General features: G+C 69.9%; 20 protein-coding genes, 1 tRNA gene and 1 riboswitch. Of the genes, 10 read left to right on the forward strand and 11 right to left on the reverse strand.

All coding sequences use genetic code 11. From position 1 onward, the window contains the following. Window positions 1-127 precede the first annotated feature (127 nt). The 4 genes from AU196_RS10465 to AU196_RS10480 all read left to right on the forward strand — a co-directional run bounded on the left by AU196_RS10465 (window position 128) and on the right by AU196_RS10480 (window position 1,729). On the forward strand, window positions 128-628 hold the full coding sequence (locus AU196_RS10465) for an Rv2240c family protein (protein WP_059095007.1): 501 nt from the start codon (window positions 128-130) through the stop codon (window positions 626-628). A gap of 92 nt (window positions 629-720) precedes the next feature. Beyond that, complete coding sequence (locus AU196_RS10470) at window positions 721-1,143, forward strand: DUF3052 domain-containing protein (RefSeq protein WP_059095008.1); 423 nt, start codon at window positions 721-723, stop codon at window positions 1,141-1,143. Beyond that, complete coding sequence (locus tag AU196_RS10475; RefSeq protein WP_059095009.1) at window positions 1,140-1,610, forward strand: peroxiredoxin; 471 nt, start codon at window positions 1,140-1,142, stop codon at window positions 1,608-1,610. Before AU196_RS10470 ends, AU196_RS10475 begins: the two co-directional genes overlap by 4 nt. A gap of 47 nt (window positions 1,611-1,657) precedes the next feature. Continuing rightward, window positions 1,658-1,729, forward strand: a tRNA-Val gene (locus AU196_RS10480). Window positions 1,730-1,744: 15 nt separating this feature from the next. On the opposite strand, the gene AU196_RS10485 is transcribed toward AU196_RS10480, so the two are convergent. Beyond that, complete coding sequence (locus AU196_RS10485) at window positions 1,745-3,127, reverse strand: L-serine ammonia-lyase (RefSeq protein WP_059095010.1); 1,383 nt, start codon at window positions 3,125-3,127, stop codon at window positions 1,745-1,747. Between the two features lie 147 nt (window positions 3,128-3,274). Continuing rightward, a riboswitch (glycine riboswitch) is annotated at window positions 3,275-3,364 on the reverse strand. Window positions 3,365-3,439: 75 nt separating this feature from the next. Beyond that, the gene (locus AU196_RS10490) at window positions 3,440-3,835 is read right to left on the reverse strand and encodes a nuclear transport factor 2 family protein (RefSeq protein ID WP_059095011.1); all 396 of its coding nucleotides are present in this window, start codon (window positions 3,833-3,835) and stop codon (window positions 3,440-3,442) included. A gap of 272 nt (window positions 3,836-4,107) precedes the next feature. Here AU196_RS10490 and AU196_RS10495 point away from each other — a divergent pair, with 272 nt between their 5' ends. Further along, complete coding sequence (locus tag AU196_RS10495) at window positions 4,108-4,821, forward strand: chitinase (protein WP_231737511.1); 714 nt, start codon at window positions 4,108-4,110, stop codon at window positions 4,819-4,821. Here the strand turns inward: AU196_RS10495 and AU196_RS10500 are convergent. From AU196_RS10500 to AU196_RS10520, 5 genes are all read right to left on the reverse strand, one after another. Next, window positions 4,812-7,169 (reverse strand): bifunctional polysaccharide deacetylase/glycosyltransferase family 2 protein, encoded by a 2,358-nt coding sequence (locus AU196_RS10500; protein ID WP_059095012.1) that lies wholly within the window; start codon window positions 7,167-7,169, stop codon window positions 4,812-4,814. The two genes, AU196_RS10495 and AU196_RS10500, sit on opposite strands and share 10 nt — an antisense overlap. 7 nt (window positions 7,170-7,176) lie before the next feature. Beyond that, window positions 7,177-7,791 (reverse strand): NAD-dependent epimerase/dehydratase family protein, encoded by a 615-nt coding sequence (locus AU196_RS10505; RefSeq protein ID WP_231737512.1) that lies wholly within the window; start codon window positions 7,789-7,791, stop codon window positions 7,177-7,179. Between the two features lie 4 nt (window positions 7,792-7,795). Continuing rightward, window positions 7,796-9,580, reverse strand: a complete 1,785-nt coding sequence (glmS, locus tag AU196_RS10510) for a glutamine--fructose-6-phosphate transaminase (isomerizing) (protein ID WP_059095013.1) — start codon at window positions 9,578-9,580, stop codon at window positions 7,796-7,798. 88 nt (window positions 9,581-9,668) lie between these two features. Then, window positions 9,669-10,715 (reverse strand): hypothetical protein, encoded by a 1,047-nt coding sequence (locus AU196_RS10515; protein WP_157546218.1) that lies wholly within the window; start codon window positions 10,713-10,715, stop codon window positions 9,669-9,671. 306 nt (window positions 10,716-11,021) lie between these two features. Beyond that, on the reverse strand, window positions 11,022-11,705 hold the full coding sequence (locus AU196_RS10520) for a response regulator transcription factor (RefSeq protein WP_059095015.1): 684 nt from the start codon (window positions 11,703-11,705) through the stop codon (window positions 11,022-11,024). A 383-nt stretch (window positions 11,706-12,088) separates the two neighbouring features. On the opposite strand from AU196_RS10520, the gene AU196_RS10525 reads away from it, so the two are divergent. Continuing rightward, window positions 12,089-13,033: a cobalamin biosynthesis protein gene (locus AU196_RS10525; RefSeq protein WP_059095066.1), complete on the forward strand. Its 945-nt coding sequence runs from the start codon at window positions 12,089-12,091 to the stop codon at window positions 13,031-13,033. On the opposite strand, the gene AU196_RS26080 is transcribed toward AU196_RS10525, so the two are convergent. From AU196_RS26080 to AU196_RS10540, 3 genes are read right to left on the reverse strand one after another with little or no spacing between them, the layout of a single operon-like run. Beyond that, the gene (locus AU196_RS26080) at window positions 13,015-13,839 is read right to left on the reverse strand and encodes an SURF1 family cytochrome oxidase biogenesis protein (RefSeq protein ID WP_059095016.1); all 825 of its coding nucleotides are present in this window, start codon (window positions 13,837-13,839) and stop codon (window positions 13,015-13,017) included. The genes AU196_RS10525 and AU196_RS26080 overlap by 19 nt on opposite strands. Further along, window positions 13,839-14,339, reverse strand: coding sequence for a low molecular weight protein-tyrosine-phosphatase (locus AU196_RS10535; RefSeq protein ID WP_059095017.1), 501 nt, complete (start codon window positions 14,337-14,339; stop codon window positions 13,839-13,841). The genes AU196_RS26080 and AU196_RS10535 overlap by 1 nt, the downstream gene beginning before the upstream one ends. Beyond that, a complete protein-coding gene (locus tag AU196_RS10540; protein ID WP_059095067.1) occupies window positions 14,332-15,009 on the reverse strand; it encodes an HAD hydrolase-like protein in 678 nt (225 codons plus the stop codon). Before AU196_RS10540 ends, AU196_RS10535 begins: the two co-directional genes overlap by 8 nt. 82 nt (window positions 15,010-15,091) lie before the next feature. Here AU196_RS10540 and cobC point away from each other — a divergent pair, with 82 nt between their 5' ends. From cobC to AU196_RS10560, 4 genes are read left to right on the forward strand one after another with little or no spacing between them, the layout of a single operon-like run. Then, a complete protein-coding gene (cobC, locus tag AU196_RS10545; RefSeq protein WP_059095018.1) occupies window positions 15,092-16,114 on the forward strand; it encodes an Rv2231c family histidinol phosphate aminotransferase CobC in 1,023 nt (340 codons plus the stop codon). Then, window positions 16,111-17,250, forward strand: coding sequence for a Nif3-like dinuclear metal center hexameric protein (locus AU196_RS10550; protein ID WP_059095019.1), 1,140 nt, complete (start codon window positions 16,111-16,113; stop codon window positions 17,248-17,250). The genes cobC and AU196_RS10550 overlap by 4 nt, the downstream gene beginning before the upstream one ends. Then, window positions 17,240-17,977: a zinc ribbon domain-containing protein gene (locus tag AU196_RS10555; RefSeq protein ID WP_059095020.1), complete on the forward strand. Its 738-nt coding sequence runs from the start codon at window positions 17,240-17,242 to the stop codon at window positions 17,975-17,977. The genes AU196_RS10550 and AU196_RS10555 overlap by 11 nt, the downstream gene beginning before the upstream one ends. Continuing rightward, a complete protein-coding gene (locus tag AU196_RS10560) occupies window positions 17,974-19,071 on the forward strand; it encodes a bifunctional RNase H/acid phosphatase (RefSeq protein ID WP_059095021.1) in 1,098 nt (365 codons plus the stop codon). Before AU196_RS10555 ends, AU196_RS10560 begins: the two co-directional genes overlap by 4 nt. Here the strand turns inward: AU196_RS10560 and AU196_RS10565 are convergent. Further along, on the reverse strand, window positions 19,068-19,649 hold the full coding sequence (locus AU196_RS10565; RefSeq protein ID WP_059095022.1) for a helix-turn-helix domain-containing protein: 582 nt from the start codon (window positions 19,647-19,649) through the stop codon (window positions 19,068-19,070). The two genes, AU196_RS10560 and AU196_RS10565, sit on opposite strands and share 4 nt — an antisense overlap. Window positions 19,650-19,681: the final 32 nt, after the last annotated feature.

Below are 19,681 nucleotides of genomic sequence, written 5' to 3' on the forward strand. Positions count from 1 at the left end.
TCTCAATGAACCCGCGATCGGGCCGGTCAACCGGTAACGTCTGCAGACCGTGCTGAGCGACCGACGGCGCCAGGGAAGGCGGCTGCAGGCGGCTGCCCGGATACTCGGCAGCCTCGCCGCGGCGGCCATGGTCATCGTCGGCTGCACGTCGGTGACCTCGGGAACCGGCCAGGTCGACCGGGAGGCGGCACCGTTGTACCGCGCCTCGGTGTCCGCCTCGGTCGAGGAGTCGATCGCGCAGTCGAGCGCCCGGGAGTCCAAGCGCCAGCAGTCCCTGACCACCGCGGCCATCCACACCGCCTGCGAGGACCTCAGCAGTTCCAGCGTGAACGCGATCGGGGCCGTCAACGCCTACGTCGACGCGGTCAACGAGAACACGCCCGAGGTGGGCGCGCGGGCCCGGCCGGCCGTGGAGGCGCTCGACGTCAGCGCGAACCTGGTCGCCAGCGGCATCTCCGACGTGCTCTCGCCGGCGCTGCGCGACGCCCTCAACGCCTGGGTGGGCGCCGCCCGCGACGTCGCGGGCACGATCACCCGGGATGCCGGACCCGATGAGTTCAACGACGCGGTGACCCGGTTGAACGATTCCAAGGAGGTGGCGCTCGAACTGTGCGACGCGTCATATTGACGAACCGGGGCAGCGGCCGCACGTAACCGGTGGGGCACGTGCAACGATAGGGATTCGAACAACGGGCAGCACCGGCAGAGGGAGGACCGAAGGTGGCGGCGGCGGACGCCCCGAACTACGCCCAACGACTGGGCATCGAAAACGATCAGGTTGTGCAGGAACTGGGCTGGGACGAGGACGTCGACGACGACATCCGGGCCGATGTCGAGGACGCCTGCGGTGGCGAGTTGCTCGACGAGGACGCCGATGAGGTCATCGACGTCGTGCTGCTGTGGTGGCGCGACGACGACGGCGACCTGGTGGATGCGCTGATGGACGCCATCACCCCCCTCGCCGACGACGGCGTCATCTGGGTGGTCACCCCGAAGACCGGCAAGCCCGGGCACGTCCAACCCGCGGACATCGCCGAATCGGCGCCCACGGCGGGTCTGATGCAGACGTCGTCGGCGAATCTGGGCGACTGGATCGCCAGTCGGCTGGTCCAGCCCAAGTCGAAGGCCGCGGGGCGAAGGTGAGCGCACTCGACGTCGGCGCCGAGGCACCCGACTTCACGCTGAAGGACCAGAACGGCCAACCGGTCACGCTCAGCGACTTCCGGGGCGCCAAGAACGTGGTGCTGGTGTTCTTCCCGCTCGCGTTCACCGGCATCTGCCAGGGCGAGCTCGACGAGATCCGGGACAACCTGCCCACCTACGAGAACGACGACACCGTGACACTGGCGATCTCGGTCGGCCCGCCGCCCACCCACAAGATCTGGGCGACGCAGAGCGGTTTCACCTTCCCGGTGCTGTCGGACTTCTGGCCGCACGGTGCGGTCGCGCAGGCCTACGGGGTGTTCAACTCCGACGCCGGCATCGCCAACCGCGGCACCTTCGTGGTCGACCGGTCGGGGATCATCCGGTTCTCGGAGATGAAGGGTCCCGGTGAGGCGCGGGACCAGGCGGTGTGGACGGAAGCCCTCTCCGCGCTGCGCTCGGCCTGAGCGGATTTCCGCCTGCGGCGCGCCGCCGGGTAGCCTGCCCGGCAACGGGGCGTGTAGCTCAGTGGTAGAGCTCTGGTTTTACACACCAGCGGTCGGCGGTTCGATACCGTCCACGCCCACTTCGCGGTCGATCCTCAGCACTCCACCACGTTGACGGCGACGTTGATCGCCAGCCCGCCGGTGGACGTCTCCTTGTACTTGCGGCTCATGTCCTCACCCGTCGCGCGCATGGTGTCGATGACCTCGTCGAGTGTGACGTGGTGGGAGCCGTCGCCGCGCAGCGCCATGCGGGCGGCGTTGATGGCCTTCCCCGCGGAGATGGCGTTGCGTTCGATGCAGGGGATCTGGACGAGTCCGCCGATCGGGTCGCAGGTGAGGCCCAGGCTGTGTTCCATGGCGATCTCCGCCGCGTTCTCCACCTGTTCGGCGGTGCCGCCGAGGATCTCGGCCAGCCCCGCGGCCGCCATCGCGGCCGCCGAGCCCACTTCGCCCTGGCAGCCGACCTCGGCACCGGAGATCGACGCACGCTCCTTGAACAACGAGCCGACGGCGCCCGCAGTGAGCAGGAACGTGACCGCGGCGCGGTCGGGGTCGGCCCGCCCCGCCGGTGTGTAGTGGGTGGCGTAGTGCAGCACGGCGGGCACGATCCCGGCCGCACCGTTGGTGGGGGCGGTCACCATCCGCCCTCCGGAGGCGTTCTCCTCGTTGACCGCGAGCGCCACCAGGTCGACCCAGTCCAGCGCGAATTCCGCTGTCCTGCCCGGATCCTCGGCGTCGAGGCGGTCGTACCAGCGCTTCGCGCGCCGGCGCACGCCCAGCGGCCCGGGCAACAGTCCGTCGCGGGACATTCCGCGCGCCGCGCAGTCGACCATCACGTCCCGGATGTGGAGCAGTTCGGCGCGGATCTGTGCCTCGGTGCGCCGGCTCATCTCGTTGCGCAGTGCGACGCCGCCGATGGACAGCGCGTGCGTTCGGCAGATCTCCAGCAGCGCCCGCGACGACGAGTACGGCAGCGGCGGCGTGAACGCGTCGCCGCCGGATTCGTCGTCGCCGTCGGTCACGACGAATCCGCCGCCGATCGAGAAGTACGTCGCGGCCGCCGCGGTGCTCCCGTCCTCGGCCGTGGCCGTGAAGGTCATGCCGTTGGTGTGCCGGGGCAGTATGTCGTCCGGATGAAGGGCGATGTCGTCTTCGGTCAACGGCACCGGGGTGAGCCCGCCGACGCGGGTGGCGGCGTCGCGGTGGATGCGCCGCAGCGTCTCGTCCCGCTGTTCGGTGGTGATCGTCTCCGGGCGCAGCCCCTCGAGCCCGAGCAGTATCGCGGACATCGTGCCGTGCCCGGCTCCGGTCGCCGCCAGCGAGCCGTACAGATCCACCCGCACGGCGCGCACCGCATGCAGCAGCGCACCGCGGCGGAGCGTGTCGGCGAAAGCCGCCGCGGCACGCATGGGGCCGACGGTGTGGGAGCTCGACGGGCCGATACCCACCGAGAAGAGGTCGAACACGCTGACGGTCAAGGCGACTCCGGTTTCATCGCGTCCGGCGGCGCCGGACGTCAACAGGGCCCTCCCCGCTCTGTCCTGAAACCTGAGAGTTTGGCGCGCAGGCGCATTCACCTTCGGTACAGCCACCGGCATGCGCCGGTGGCCGTTCTCCAGAGTTGCCTCGACGCTGCGGTATTGGGCCTGAGAGATTCCCGGGGAGGACCTTGCTCCTTCGGCGCCTCCGGTCGGAGGTTCTCCCGCTGCGTGTCGTCGGCGTATGGAGTTGTGGATCGAACTGTGTCGGCCCAGTGTCGTCCAGGACTCCGGGCGCGTCAACGGGTGCGCCTACTGCTGCGTCGCGGCCTGCTTCGTGCCGTAGACCTTCTCCATCAGCGCGGTGTCGGCGTGGATCTCGACGCGCACGGTCTTGCCGTCCCGCAGGGTGAACACGTCGGCGTCGGTGGTGTGGTTGCCGTCCATCACCACGTCGGTCAGCGCGACCACCGTGTCACCGTCGGCCAGCAACCGGTTGACCCGTACCTCAAGGGGCTTGTCGGCCATCTTGGCCAGGAACGAGCCGAGTTCGCCCTTGCCGTGGAAGGTGCCGCTGATCGTGCTGTTGCCGGGTTGCACCCATTCGATGTTGTCGTCGAAGAGGTTCATGACGGTCTCGATGTCGCCGGCGGCGAATGCGTCGTAACCCCTCTTGACGTTCTCGATGTTGCTTTCCTGCTCGGACATGGCCCAGATCCTTTCGTGCCGTTCCTTCAGGGAATGGCTGTGCTGGCCGGGCCGGTTCGCAAGGCGGTCAGACCAGGCGCCGCCACGTCGATTGTGACCCCACCGCAGCCGCGGGGGAAGGCCACGGCGCCCAGGTAAACGGTGTTATGAACGCTTGCAATGATCTTGTGGCGCAACCTGATCTGTGCGGTCAAACGGCTTCCGACGGTCGGCCGGAGCCGTCAGACTCGAAGACAGGCGACCGGAGCTCGAGAAAGGCGGGAGGTTCCGACATGCGCTACCTGCGAACCGCTGGGTGCCTGGCGGTGGCCGCGGTGGTCGGTTGCGGGGCCCAGTCGATGCCGGCGTCGCCGCACGCCGACGCCGATGCCGCTTTCGTCGTGAGCCGCGATGAGTTCGACAGGGCCTTCCCCGGACGGATTCCGTTCTACACCTACGAGAATCTGATCGAGGCGCTGCCGTCGTTCCCGGGTTTCGCCACGACGGGTGACGACACGGTGCGCCGGCGTGAGGTCGCCGGGTTCTTCGGCAACGTCGCCCACGAAACCGGTGGGCTGGAGATCATCGAGGAGGCGGTGCACCGGCGCAGGGTCTACTGCGACCCCGACCTGCCGTTCGGATGCCCGGCGGGCGAGGATGCGTATTTCGGTCGAGGGCCGGGCCAGTTGAGCTGGAATTACAACTACCGCGCGGCCGGTGAGGCGCTGGGCGCCGACCTGCTCACCGACCCCGACCGGGTGGGGCGGGACCCGGTGTTGGCGTGGCGGACCGCACTCTGGTTCTGGAACACCCAGAAGGCCGCGGCGGAGGCCACACCTCACGATGCGATGGTCAACGGCCTCGGCTTCGGTCAGACGATCCGCGCCTTCAACGGCGTCCTCGAATGCGACGGCGGCAATCCGGCGCAGGTCCGGAGCCGGGTGGAGGCGTACCTGCGGATCTGCGCACTGCTCGGGGTGCCGCCCGGGGAGAACCTCTACTGCTGAGCGCCCAGCACGGGTATCGGGCCGTGGCGGTCGGCGAAGGCACTCACCGAGTTCCTGCGCTCCAACTTGTCCCACGCCACGATCGTGCCCTTGAGGGCGCGATAGGCCGAGGCGTACAGCAGATAGGCCCGCAGCGGCTCGTAGATGATCCGGTAGACGGGAACGACGAGCAGATGCCACGCGCGTTCGCGCGCCATCGCGACCGCGGTGATCGAGATGATCATGTGGAGTGCCGCGACGAAACCCGCGTACAGCGCAATGCTCTGCCAGTTGCCCGCGGCGATGCTCATCCCCGCCGCGACGACCGTCAACGGCATGAACAGCAGCGGCACGACGAGGGACAGCGTGGCGTAGGGCAGCGTGACCAACCCCAGCGCCCCGTAGCGCGGCCGGAACAGCATGGCGCGGTGCTTCCACAGCGCCTGGATGTTGCCGTAGGTCCACCGCTTGCGCTGTTTGGCGAGTGCGCGGATCGTCTCGGGCGCTTCGGTGTCCGCGATCGCGTTGTTCTCCTGCAGGATGCGGTATCCGCGCCGCTGCAGGGCCAGCGTGGCATCGCAGTCCTCGGCCATGGTGTCGTCGCAGAAGCCGCCGATCTGCTCCAGGGCCTCACGGCTCCACGCCGAGCAGGCGCCGGGCACGATGGAGATCGCGTTGAGCAGGCGCTCCGCCATTCGGGTCACGCAGATCCCGGAGATGTATTCGAGGCTCTGCCACGCGGTCAGCAGGTTACGGCGGTTGCCCACCTTGATGTGGCCGGCGACGGCGCCCACCCGCTTGCCGCGGGTGGTCCGCACGAAGTGCCGGACGAGATTGCGGATGGTGTCCGGCCGGAACAGCGTGTCGGCGTCCATGGTGACGATCACGGTGGACGCGGGTGACGCGTGGTTGATCCCGTTGTTGATCGCCGACGACTTACCGCTGTTCGGCTGGTCGATCACCCGCAGCCGGGGCCAGTCGCGGGCGAGCTCGGTGAGGATCCGGAGGGTGTCGTCGTTGGACCCGTCGTTGACCGCGACCACCTCGAATCTCGACCGGGGGTAGTCGCTGCGGCGCAGTTCGGCGATGGTCCTCGAGATCACCTTCTCCTCGTTGAACGCCGCGAGCACCACACTCACCATGGGGAGCGTCTGATCGTCGATATCGTTCCAGCACAACCGATTCTGGCGATACTGACTGATGAGCGCCAGGACCAGGTAGAGCAGCGACATCACGGTCAGCGAACCCATGCCGAGCCAGAACAGGAACCCCAGCAGCGTGCCCGGCGCCTCCTCCGCCAGCCGCAGGGTGCGGTACGTGGCGGTGTCGGCCGGGTACGGCTTGGTGTCGGGCACCGGCTGGAAGTGCTCGGGCAGCAGCGGTGCCAGCGTCGAGAAGGTGTAGCCCTTGCTCTTGGCCTCGGCGATGAGCTTCTCCAGCATGCGGATGGTGGCGGAGCGGTCGCCGCCTCCGTCGTGCAGGAGGACGACATGTCCGCGTCCGTCGAGCGGGGGAACCGCCAACTCGTCCTTGGGCGAGACCTTCCAGTCCAGGGTGTCGATGTCCTGGTCCACCTGGAGGTAACCGAGCTGCTGGGACTGCAACAGCGCGAGCGTGTTGTTGTCGGGATCGCCCTTCGGGATGCGGAAGAGTCGGCTGGCGTAGCCGGCGGTGGCCCGCATCACCCGGTCGGCGGCGATGATCTCCTGGCGGTTGCGGAAATCGGTGTGATCGTCGAAGTCGATGTGGAACATCGTGTGGTTGCCCGCCATGTGGCCTTCGCGGACCATCCGGCGAAACACGTCGGGATGCAGGACGACCTGCGACCCGACGACGAAGAAGGTGGCGGGGACCTTCTCGCGGGACAGGATGTCGAGGACCAGGGTGGTGAACTCGACGTCGGGTCCGTCGTCGAAGGTCAGCATCAGCTGTCGTTCGGCGGGCCGTCCGTAATGGTCGATCGCGTAATCGCTGTCGCCGATACGGTCCTTGTCGTCGTCGTCGGCGATCCGGTACGTCTCGTTGGTGAACGGGTCGACGAGAGTCCACCGCCCTTGCCGCCGGTCGACGCGAACCACCCGGCTCAGGACCTCGTCGTCCTCGTTGCCGAGGATCGGCATCTGCCCCTCCGGCGACGAGAGCAATTGGCGGGGGAATTCCGAGTCGCCGTTGGTCGGTACCGTCCACAGCGGGTCGAATGCCATGGGGGTGACCCGGACCGGCAGGACCGCCATGAGCAGCGCAATCGTCACCACACCGGCGATGAAGTAGTACAGACGCTTGCCCGTCCGGTCGTAGAAGACGGGCCCGGTGCTGCTCGTCAGCGCATCGCGCGCGCCACCGAGGTGTTTTCTGAGCGAGTGCCACACGGTTCGCTCACCCGGCCTCTCGCCGGTCGTAGTCGACGTCGTAGACCGGGGTGTCGATCGGTGTGCGCATGGCACGCATCAGCGCTTCGACGGCTTCGGCGAGCGTAGACACGTCCACCTGCGGCAGTGGCACACCGATCGGCGTCAGACCGTACCGATCCGCGTAGGCGCGTAGGTACATCTCACCCGCGGTCCTGGCCACCGAGGTCGGGGTGTGCGGGTGCGACGCGGTCTCGCTGACGTAGACGATCCTCTCCACGCACGCCCGCCGGGCGGCCTCGCAGAGGTTGATCGTGCCGAGCACGTTGCTCCGGGCGTCGAGACAGGGGTCGGCCCAGGACGTCTCGCGGTCCGTGCGCGCGGCGAGGTGGAAGATGACGGCGGGGTTGGTGCCGGCGATGATGCCGGTCAGCTCCGGGGCCTGGACGTCGCGCCGGATCAGCGTGAACAGGCGCGACCCGGTGGCGCCCAGCCGCAGTGCCGACTCGAGATTCGCCGCCGACCCGGTGCTGAGGTCGTCGATGCCGACCACCTGGTGGCCGTCGGCGAGCAGGCGGTCGACGAGCGCGGAGCCCAGGAACCCGGCTGCACCGGTGACGACGGCGCGCATGGGAGATCTCACCGTGTCACTCCACCGTGACCGATTTGGCGAGGTTGCGGGGCTTGTCGACATCGCGTCCGAGCATGAGCGCCGACGTCCTGGCGAAGATCTGCAACGGGATCGCGCTCTGCAGCGGGCCCCACGGTGCGACCGGATTCTCGATCACCGGAACGCTGCTACCGGACGGGCCGATGCGGATGATGCTGCCGCCCCGGGCCTGCACCTCGGCGATGTTCGTGGCGAGCTTGGGATCGCCGTTGTCGATCACGATCACCGGGGTGCCGTCACTGATCAGCGCCAGCGGCCCGTGCTTGAGCTCACCGGCCGGGTAGTGCTCGGCCCAGCGGTAGGTGAGCTCCTTGAGTTTGAGCGCGCCCTCGGCGGCGTAGGGCAGGCCGGAACCCCGTGCGATGAAGACGTAACCGGTTGCGCTGATGCACTGTTCGGCCAGCGGAGGTACGACGCTCTTGGCCACGGTCTCGGTCCTGGCCAGCTCGTCGGGCAGCCGGCGCAGCTGATCGACGAGCGCTGCCGCTGCGCTGCGGGACAACCGGTTCATGGCGACGAGCGCCGAGAGCGTCACCGCGACGCCGGCGATGATCTGGCAGGTGAACGTCTTGGTGGCGGCCACACCGATCTCGGGTCCGGCCGCGCAGTGGACGACACCGTCTGCGCGACGCCCGACGGTCGAATGGGGGCTGTTCGTCACGGCGAGGATCGAACAACCCTCCGCCACCCGGGTGTCGATGGCGTGGAGGACGTCGGCCGTCTCACCGGACTGGCTGATCGCCAGGCACAGCGTGCGCGGTTCGGGAGTGTCCATCCCCGCCTCACTGGCGACGCACCGCGTGACAGGCAGCCCGGACAACCGGTGCACCGCATTGCCGATCACCATCCCGGCATTGAGCGAGGTGCCGCAGGCGATGATCTGCAAGCGGTCGAACGGCGCCAACCCGAGGTCATTCCACAGGGTTGCGGCGGCGACGCCGTCCGCCAGTTCGTCGAGCACGCGCGCGGCGGCTGCCGGTTGTTCGTCGATCTCCTTGGCCATGTGGTCGGCGTAGCCGTTGAGGTCCGCGTCGCTGCTGCGCCATATGCACCGCACCATGGTCGGCGGGGTTCGGCCGGCATCGGCCGCCGCCGGGTCGGCGGCGGTGAGTTCGATGACGTCACCGTCGTCGAGAACCTGGAATTCGTCGACCCAGTCGGCGATCGCGGCGATGTCGCTGGCGGCGAAGACGCCGTGGGCGGTGCGGGCGACCAGCAGGGGCGAGCCGCTGGCCGCCACGACGATGCGGCCGGTGCCGCGCTCGAGGACCGCGAGCGCCCAGCTGCCCTCGGCCACCGCGAGTGCGTTCCGCACCGCCGTGCGCAGATCGTCGGTGATCAGCAGTTCGTCCTCGACGAGATGCGCCAGCACCTCGCTGTCGACGGTCGAGGCCAGGCGGTGACCCGCTCCGGTGAGCACCTCGCGCAGACGGTCGGCGTTCTCGATGGTTCCGTTGTGCACCAGACTGATTCGTCCCGAGCAGTCGTTGTGCGGATGCGCATTGCCTTCCGTCACCGCGCCGTGGGTCGCCCACCTGGTGTGGCCGATGCCGGTGCCGTCGAGTTCGGAACCGGTCCACGTGTGCAGTTGGTGTTCCAGGGCGGCGATGCGGCCGACGGTTCGCAACCGTGCGATGTCACCGCTGCAGGTTCGGACCGCCACACCGACGGAGTCGTAACCGCGGTACTCGAGCCGGCGGAGTGCGGTGAGAAGGTAGTCCGCAGCCGGACGGTGCGTACGGCACGCGATGATCCCGCACATCAGCGGCGTCGCGATCGTGGATGCGCCGCTCCGGCGACATGATTGATGAACATGCTGTCCCCCTTGTTGATTCGTTGTTGAAGTCGGGTCAGTCCCCGGTGGCGTCGTTCTCCGGCGGATCGTCACCCGCCGGGCTGTCGCCCGCGGGCTCGTCCTGCGGTTCGGTGCGGGAGGTCTCCTGCGGCGGGTCGGGTTCGGCGGTGGGCGTGTCGTCCACGGCGGACTCCTCGGGCTCGAGGTCGGTGATGTCCTCGACCACATCGACCGGGTCGATGTCGAGGACGGGCTCGGCCGGCGCCGTGCTCGGGATTCCCGCGTCGTCCACCGGCGGGGTCGTCGGGTCGATCGATGTCGTTGTCACCGCTGCTGTGTGAGACAGATCGACGGCGGTGAATCCGGGTGCCGGGTCGGCCGCGATTTCGTAGGTCCGGGCGATCTCGAAGTCCGGCGTCGGACCGGTGGATGGGGCGTCCGGTGGCGGGGCCGACGCCGGCGCGGGATCGGACACCGTCACTCCGGCCGTCGACGTCTCGGCTCCGGCGGGTGCCGGACCCGCCCCGACCAGCACTTCGAGGGATCGGAGTACCGCGGGCCACACCGCGGCGACGAACGCCGGCGACCCGGCGACGAGCAGGGCTGGGAGCTCCTCCCCGAGGAACTCGAGCAGGATCAGGAGGGCGGGCAGGACGCCCTGGGTGGAACCGAGCGGTGCGCCGCCCCACCCCCCGTGGCCTCCGCCGGGGATCATCGGAACGGTCCCCGCCAGCGTGTTCAGCGCCAGCATGAGGGCCGGCACCCCGTAGGTCGCCGCGAGCTCGGTCAGCGTATCGGCGGGGAGTTCCGCGATCACGGCGGCCATGGCGGGGTCACCGTCGAGCAACCGCTCGAGGGCCGCCGCCAGGGCGATCGCGGGCAGGCCGTCGCCGGTGTCGTGGTCGACGAGTTCGACCACGAGCGCATTCGCCGCCTGCTGCTTCTGCGTCGAATCCGCATTGGGCGGGAACAGATCGAGCAGACCGGAGTCGCCGGGTATCGGGTACAGCGAGGCGGCCAGCGCGACGCCGACCGAGACGACGGAAGCGGTGACGACGCGCTTGTTGACCCGTTGGGCCGCGGACGGTGCTCGATGCAACATGGCCATCCCTCCTCGACGCGGAAGAGACGCACCATCGACGCGCCGTGACCCCGCGGAAAATCCACCCCGTTCTCGCTCCCGACCCTGCATGAAATTTGCTATCGGAAGCTACCGTGTATGACGGTATCCAGATACTGCGCGCACCACGGGGCATAGGCAATCGCCGGTTAAACCTTTTACGTGCACTTTTGTCAGGTTCGTGCGATCAAGCGACAAGTTCGTCATCCGATCGTATGACAGGTGGGGTGAACGATCGGCACTGTCGATCATTTGCCATAACCCGGGTTGTCGTGCGCACCAGGCGCCTCACAGGTCGTCGGCGCTGAGGATCCCGTCCTGGATGGCGCGCGCGATCAGGGCGGCTTTCGTCGGTGCGGGCCTGCCTATCGCCGCGTACTTCGCCCGCACCCGTTGCAGGTGGGTGCGGACGGTGGAGGGCTCGATGAACAACCGCTGCCCGACGACATCCTTGTTCTCGGTCAGGAACCACGCGACGAGGACTTGACGCTCACGTTCGGTGAGATGGGGTCGCCCGCCCGTCCGGTCGTGGAGGAGTGCGGCGGCCATCCGCGGCGGGACGTACGGCGTGGCGCTGCGCGCGGCATAGATCGCGTCGCGCAGGTGGCTGCCGCTCTCGGACTTCGCCACGAAGGTGAGCGCACCCAGGTCGAGACAGGTGAGAATCACCTCGTCGGTCGCCAGATACGAGTACACGATCACCCGGTGTCCGCGCGAGCAGATCGTCCGAAGCGAGGCGAAATCCGGTGCGTGATCGTCGTATTTGAGCGCCAGCAGGACGACGTCGACGGTGGGATCGGCCTCGGGGTAGGCGGCGATGAACTCTGTCGGGTGGGCGAAATGCCCGATGATCTTGATGGGTGGCACGCTGCCGATGAGCCAGTGCTCGATGCCGGCGTGCACCACGGCCTGGCGGTCGACGACGGCGATCGACACCGCGGATTCGCCGTGACCCTCCGGTGACGCGGGCATCTCACGCTCCTTTGCCCGAATATCGCTTGGTTCACATCCAACCACTTTTGTCAGTGTGTGTCACTACGTTGCGCACCACCTGGGGTTGACTGGTTTTCATTGCAACCGCGCCATCCACGGGTGGCTGACGCGTAGCTGGGACGGCACCGCAGATTGTGCGGTTTCAACAGGTATTTTCTGCGGGTCGGCCGGATCCGAAGGCGCGGCGCCCGAAGCGTCACGGCGCACGGAGGTCGGGCGGATCCCGGTTCCGCCATGTCTCTTAGAGTTGCTAAGAGTAGCTCGGAGAGCAACTTTCCGTCTCTGTGGTACACACTGATAAATTTGCCAGCCCGGGTCTGCGCGGTCGATGTGGCGCGGTGTGAGACGCTCCCCGGGTGTTCATGCCGACCACGCGCGCCCGCGCCGCCGGAATCGCGGCCGGACTGCTCGCCGACGCGCTGCTCGGGGATCCGCGCCGTGGCCACCCCGTTGCCGGATTCGGTTGCGCTGCAGCGCAATGGGAACGGCTGACCTACGCCGACTCCCGGTGGGCCGGGGCTCTGCACACCGGTGCGTTGTTGACCGCGCTCGCCGCGGGCGGGTCCACCGCTGCGCGGGCGGCGCGCCCGTGCCCCCTGGCCACCGTGGCGCTCACCGCGGCCGCCACCTTCTTCGCCGTGGGCGGCACCTCGCTGTGCCGGGTGGGCGACGGGCTGTCGGCGGTGCTCGACGCCGGTGACGTCGTCGGCGGCCGTGGCCTGTTGCCGTCGCTCTGCGGACGGGATCCGGCGGTGCTCGACGCCGACGGCCTGACCCGCGCCGCCACGGAGTCGATCGCCGAGAACACCTCCGACGCGCAGGTCGCGCCGTTGATGTGGGCGGCCGTCGCCGGTGTGCCGGGTCTGCTGGTGTACCGGGGAGCCAACACGCTGGATGCGATGATCGGCAACCGATCTGCGCGGTATGTCCGATTCGGTTGGGCCGCAGCACGACTCGACGATGTCCTGAACTACCTGCCGGCTCGGCTGACCGGGCTGCTGACCGTACTGTGCGCGCCGGTGGTCCGCGGCGCTCCTGCCGAGGCGTTGCGGGCCTGGCGGCGCGACGCCCACCGGCATCCCAGTCCCAACGCCGGCGTCGCCGAGGCGGCGTTCGCCGGAGCGCTGGGCCTGCGGCTGGGCGGCCCCACGCAGTACGCCCACGAATTGGAGATCAGGCCGACGCTCGGGGACGGGCGCAGCCCCGCGGTGGCCGACCTCCGCCGGGCGGTGCGGTTGTCGCGGGCGGTGCAGGCGGCGGCCGGGGTGCTGGCGGTGACGGTGGCGGCTCAGCGCCGCCGGCCGTAGCGGTCGGCGAGTTTGTCCTCCGGCGTCGCCGGCGCCTTGGAGTCGGCTGCGGACTGCGCGGCCGCCCTGTCGCGGCGGCGCTGGCGGATCTCGGCGTAGACGAAGTACCCCAGGCCGATCGGGGCGATGATGCCGAACGCGATCCACTGGATTCCGTAGGACAGGAACGGGCCGGCGTCGAGGTGCGGCAGGCCGATGACGCCGAGCCCGCCCGGCTGATCCTCGACCAGTTGCAGATACGAGCCGGCCAGCGGCACGCCGGTGAGCGCGGAGATCTGGCCGGGGTTGATCGCGTACACCTGCACGGTGCCGTCGTCCCGTAGCGGTTCCTTGCCCGCGGGCACGGCTTCGGCATCGCGCAGTCGCGCGGTGATGGTCACGGTCCCGGCCGGGGCCGGTTCGATCGGGGGCACCTCCGTGCCCTGTTCCGGTGTGACGTAGCCGCGGTCCACCAGCACGGTCGGGCCGCCGTCGACGGCGAACGGCACCAGCACCTCGTACGCCGGATCGCCGTCGATCACCCTCAGCCGGGCCAGCACCTGCGCCTCGGGCAGATACCGCCCGGTGGCGGTGACCCGTTGCCACTGTTCGTCCGGGGCAGCCGAATCCTGACGCGGCAGCACCGACGTCAACGGCACCGGTTCGGCGGTCACCGAGCGGGCGATCTGGTCGTTCTCCCGCGAGGTCGTGGTGTTCTTGCCCAGCTGCCAGGGCGCCAGCACGGTGAAGCACAGGTAGGCGAAGGCGAGCACCACCACGTACAGCGCCAGCCACGCCGGCCGCAAGAGGAATGCCCAGCGCTTCATCAGCTCGCGATACCTCGGGTGGCGAGCTGTTCGTCGACCCAGTCGTGCAGGCCGGGCAGCGACGCCTCGATCACGGTGAACACGTCCTCGAAGTCGTCCTGTGTGCCGTAGTACGGATCCTCGACGTCGAGCGGATGTGCCGCCGAGCGGGGATCGAACGAGCGCAGCATGCGCAGACGTCCTGGCGGCACGCCCAGCTCGGTCAGCATCCGGACGTGATTGCGGCCCAGCGCCACCACCAGATCGGCGGCCAGGTGATCGTCGTCGACCTGGGCGGCCTCGTGGCTGCTCGGGTATCCGTGCGCGCGCAGCACGTGGACCGCTCGCCGGTCGGCCGGATCACCGGCGTGCCACCCCCCGGTGCCCGCACTGCTCACCCGGACCGCCCCCGACAGCCCGCGTTCGGCGATCTGGTGGGCGAACATCTTCTCCGCCATCGGCGAGCGGCAGATGTTGCCCGAACAGACGAACGTGATGTGGAGCGGCCCCGACTCAGACACCCAGCACCTCCCGCAGGGCGGCGACGGTGTCGACGTGCGCAAGGACGGGCACCGGGCCGGGTTCGGCGAAGTCGGCGCGGCCGTAGCCCCAGCCGACCACCACGGTGTCGATGCCGTGCATGGCGGCACCCTCGACGTCATGCGACCGGTCACCGACCATCACCACGCGGTCGGGCAGCGGTTCGAGCCGGGCCAGCGCGGAGGCGACGACGTCGGCCTTGGCGGCGCGGGTGCCGTCGGGACTGGCGCCGGCGATCACCTCGAAGAAGCCGTCCAGGCCGAAGTGGGCAAGGATGCGCTGCGCCGTGGGCTCGGCCTTCGACGTCGCCACCGCCATCCGGACCCCCGCCGCCTGCAGGTCGGCCAGCAGCGCGGGGATGCCGTCGAACGTGCGGTTCATCGCCCAACCCCGCGAGGTGTAGTCGGCCCGGTAGGCCGCGATCGCCGCGTCCGCTCGCTCGCCGAGGCCGAGGGAGCGCAGGGTGTGGTGCATCGGCGGGCCCACGATGCGGCCGGCCAGATCGCCATCGGGAACCGGCGCCCCGACCTCGCTCAGCGCATGCCGGAAGCTCGAGACGATGCCCTCCGCCGAATCGGTCAGCGTGCCGTCCAGATCGAACAGCACGAGCTGCGGGCGGGTGGCGGTGGAGCGGGCGAGCGTGTCGGTCACGCTCCCATTCTCCCCGAAGTCCTCCACGGACTTCGCGGGGTCGTCCGGCCTACCCTCTCGCCCCGCGCACTAGGGTCGTGCTGTGCCACGTCTCGCGCCGCAGGCGACCCGGTACCACGGCGACCAGGCCGTGCTGCCCGGCATGCTCGACTTCGCCGTCAACGTGCGTTCCGCCGCGCCGCCGTCGTGGCTGGCCGCACGCCTCGCGCAGCGCCTGTCCGACCTCGGCCGCTATCCGTCGGCCGCCGACGAACCCGCCGCCGTCGCCGCGGTGGCGGCCCGGCACGGCCGCGCGGAGGATGAGGTCGCGCTGCTGGCCGGCGGGGCGGAGGGCTTCGCGCTGCTCGCCCGCCTGCGGCCCCGGTTGGCCGCGCTGGTCGCGCCGTCGTTCACCGAACCCGATGCGGTGTTCGCCGCAGCGGGCGTGCCCGTCGTCCACGTGGTGCTCGATCCGCCGTTCCGGCTGACCGGGGTCCGGATTCCGGACGCGGCCGACCTGGTGGTGGTCGGCAACCCGACCAACCCCACCGCGGTGCTGCACTCCCGGGCGGACATCCTTGCGCTGCGCCGCCCCGGACGGACCCTGGTGGTCGACGAGGCGTTCGCCGACGCGGTGCCCGGCGAGCCGGAGTCGCTGGCGGCCGAGGCCCTGCCGGACGTGCTGGTGCTGCGCAGCCTCACCAAGACGTGGGCGCTCGCCGGGCTGCGGGTCGGGTATGCGCTCGGTGCGCCCGACCTGCTGCGGCGCCTGACCGCCCAGCGCGCACACTGGGCGCTGGGCACCCTGCAGCTCGAGGCGCTCGCCGCCTGCAATGGGCCGTCCGCGCTGCGCGAGGCGCAGGCCGGTGCACAGCGGCTGGCCGCGGTGCGTGCCGAGATGGTCACGGGACTGGCCCGGGTCGGCGCCGACTGCGTCGCCGGTAGCGCACCGTTCGTGCTCTTCGCGGTGCCGGACGCCGGCCTGGTGCGGAAACGATTGGAAGCCAAGGGGATCGCGGTGCGACGGTGTGACACGTTCGTCGGCCTGGACGGTGAGTTCCTGCGGGCGGCGGTGCGCGAGGAATGGCCGGTGCTCGCCGGGGCGCTGGCGGAGGCGGTGCGATGAGCGTGCGCCTGGCCGATGTGATCGGCGTGCTCGACGAGGCCTACCCGCCGCGACTGGCCGAGGGCTGGGATTCCGTCGGCCTCGTGTGCGGCGATCCGGACGAACCCGTGGATTCGGTGACCGTCGCCGTCGACGCCACCGAAGCCGTGATCGCAACGGTGCCGGAACGGGGCCTGCTACTGGCGCACCACCCGCTGTTGCTGCGCGGGGTGGACACGGTTGCGGCGAGCACGCCGAAGGGCGCGCTCGTGCACTCGCTCATCCGTACCGGACGCTCCCTGTTCACCGCGCACACCAATGCCGACTCCGCGTCGCCGGGTGTGTCCGACGCGCTGGCCGCCGCGCTCGGGCTCAGGGTCGAGGGGGTGCTCTCGCCGATCGCCGCGGACACCGAACTGGACAAGTGGGTGGTGTACGTGCCCGCCGAGAACGCCGACGCGGTGCGCGAGGCCATGTTCGGCGCGGGTGGGGGTCGGATCGGTGACTACTCGCACTGCAGTTGGAGCACGGCGGGCACCGGGCAGTTCCTGCCACACGAGGGCGCCTCGCCGGCCATCGGCACCGTCGGCTCGGTGGAGCACGTCGACGAAGAACGCGTCGAGCTGATCGCGCCGACGGCGCGGCGGCGGGACCTGCTCGACGCGGTGCGCGGTGCACATCCGTACGAGGAGCCGGCGTTCGACATCTTCAGCATCGCGCCGATCCCCGGAGACGTCGGGATCGGCCGTATCGCCTCGCTGCCGGAGCCGGAATCGCTGTCCGACTTCGTGTCCCGGGTCAACGCCGCACTTCCCGCCACGTCCTGGGGGGTGCGTGCGGCAGGCGATCCGGCCACGGTGGTGTCGCGGGTGGCGGTGTGCGGGGGCGCGGGGGATTCGTTGCTCGACACGGTGTCCCGCGCAGGCGTGCAGGCCTACCTGACGGCCGACCTGCGCCACCATCCCGCCGACGAGCACCTGCGGGCGTCGCCGGTGGCGCTCGTCGACGTTGCGCACTGGGCGAGCGAGTTCCCCTGGTGTGAGCAGGCTGCCGGCGTGCTGCGCCGCCACTTCTCCGATGCGTTACCGGTGCGGGTGTGTGACCTCCGCACCGATCCATGGAACCTGGGAACCAGTAGGGAAACACGTGAAAGCTGATGTGTGGCAGCAGCATTCGTTGCTGCAATTGTCCGAGGTCGACGCCGGGTTGGCGCGGGTCGAGCACCGGGTGCGCAAGTTACCCGAACAGGAGGAGCTGGACCGGGTCCGCGTCGAGCACACCGCGGCCAACGACCGCGTGGCCGCACTCGGTATCGCGATGGAGGACCTCGACGAACAGGTGGCCAAGTTCGAGTCCGAGATCGACGCCGTGCGGCAGCGCGAGGACCGCGACCGGGCGCTGCTGCAGGGCGGCGGTGTCGGCGCCAAGCAGGTGGGGGAGTTGCAGCACGAACTCGAGACGCTCGAACGCCGCCAGGCGAGCCTGGAGGACTCGCTGCTGGAGGTGATGGAGCGCCGCGAGGAGTTGGCCGCGCAGCGGGCGACGGAAGCTGCGCGTGTCGACGAACTGCACACCACGCTGACCGCCGCCCAGCACGCGGTCGCCGATGCGGTCGCCGAATTGGACCGTGCGCGCCAGGAGCACCTCACCCGGCGCGAGGAGCTGCTGGGGTCCCTGCAGGCCGACCTCGTCGACCTCTACGAACGCCAGCGCGCCCGCGGCGGTGCGGGCGCGGGGCAGTTGCAGGGCCGCCGGTGCGGCGCCTGCCGGCTCGAGATCGACCGCGGGGAGATGGCCCGGATCTCGGCCGCGCCCGACGACGAGGTGCTGCGCTGTCCGGAGTGCAACGCGATCCTCGTGCGCGCGGAGGGATTCAAGAAGTGAAGGTGTTCGTCGAGGCCGACGGCGGATCGCGCGGCAACCCAGGACCGGCGGGGTACGGCTCGGTGGTGTGGTCGGAGGACCGCTCCTCGATCCTCGCCGAGGCCAAACAGTCGATCGGCCGGGCCACCAACAACGTCGCCGAGTACCGCGGGCTGATCGCCGGCCTCGAGGAAGCCGCGAACGTGGGCGCCACCGAGGTCGCGGTGTCGATGGACTCCAAACTCGTCGTCGAGCAGATGGCGGGCCGGTGGCGGGTCAAACACCCCGACCTGGTCCCGCTGCACCAGCAGGCTCGGACGCTGACGGAGCGGTTCGACCGCGTGACCTACCAGTGGATTCCGCGGGCCCGCAACGCGCACGCCGACCGGCTGGCCAACGAGGCGATGGACGCCGCCGCGGGTATCGAGTCCGCGCCGCGCGCGACCGATCCCGCCGCACGCACCGAGGCGCCCACGTCGCCGGCCGGGTGGACCGGTGCCCGCGGCGAGCCGACAAGGTTCCTGCTGCTGCGGCACGGCCAGACCGAACTGTCGGTGGAGCGCCGGTACTCCGGGCGGGGCAATCCGGCGCTGACCGAGCTGGGCCGCCGCCAGGCCGACGCCGCGGCCGCCTACCTCGCCACGCAGGGCGGTGTCGACGCCGTGATCAGCTCTCCGCTGCAGCGGGCCTACGACACCGCCGCCGCGGCGGCCAAGACGCTCGGGCTCGACGTCGCCGTCGACGAGGACCTCATCGAGACCGACTTCGGGCAGTGGGAGGGGCTGACGTTCGGCGAGGCCGCCCAGCGGGATCCGGAGTTGCACGGCCGCTGGCTGCGCGACACCAGCGTCGACCCACCGGGCGGGGAGAGCTTCGACACCGTCGCGCACCGGGTGCGCCGGGCGCGCAACCGCATCATCGCCGACCACGGCGCCGCGACGGTGCTGGTGGTCTCCCACGTGACGCCGATCAAGACGATGCTGCGGCTGGCGCTCAACGCCGGTGAGGGCATCCTGTACCGGCTGCACCTCGACCTCGCCTCGCTGAGCATCGCCGAGTTCTACCCCGACGGCGGGTCATCGGTGCGGCTGGTCAACCAGACCGCCTATCTCTAGGTGTGCAGGTGGACCCGTTCACCGTGGGGACCGAAGATGACGATGGCCTCGACCGGGCCGTCGACCACCCCGAACCAGTGCGGTGTCCACGTCGAGAACTCCACGGCCTCACCGGGTTCGACGATGAAGTCGCGGTCGCCGAGGATCAGCCGCAGCCGTCCGGACAGCACGTACATCCAGTCCTGACCCTCGTGCACCGGTAGGTCCTCGGGCGGTTTGCGCCGGCGGGCGCTGACCCGGACCTTGAACGCGTGCAGACCGCTCGGCGACCCCTGGCGGGTCAGCGGCCAGTACGTGACACCGTGGCGGGTGTGCGAATCCGAGCGCACCCGGGGATCTTCGGCCTCCGGCGCGCGCAGCAGTTCGTCGGTGGTGACCGCCAGCGCGGCGGCCAACCGGGGGAGATGGTCGAGTGCCAACCGTCGCTTGCCGGATTCCAGACGGCTCAGCGTCGACACGTCGATGGCAGACCTGGCCGCCACCTCCTCCAGGGTGAACCCACGCTGGCGGCGCAACTCCCGCGACCGCTTCCGCACCCGCTGGTCGACACTGTCCTCGGATGCCTGATTTGCCTGCATGGCAAATCAGCTTGCCACTGGGACCGGATGCG

Source organism: Mycobacterium sp. IS-1742, assembly GCF_001500125.1.
Lineage (GTDB): Bacteria > Actinomycetota > Actinomycetes > Mycobacteriales > Mycobacteriaceae > Mycobacterium.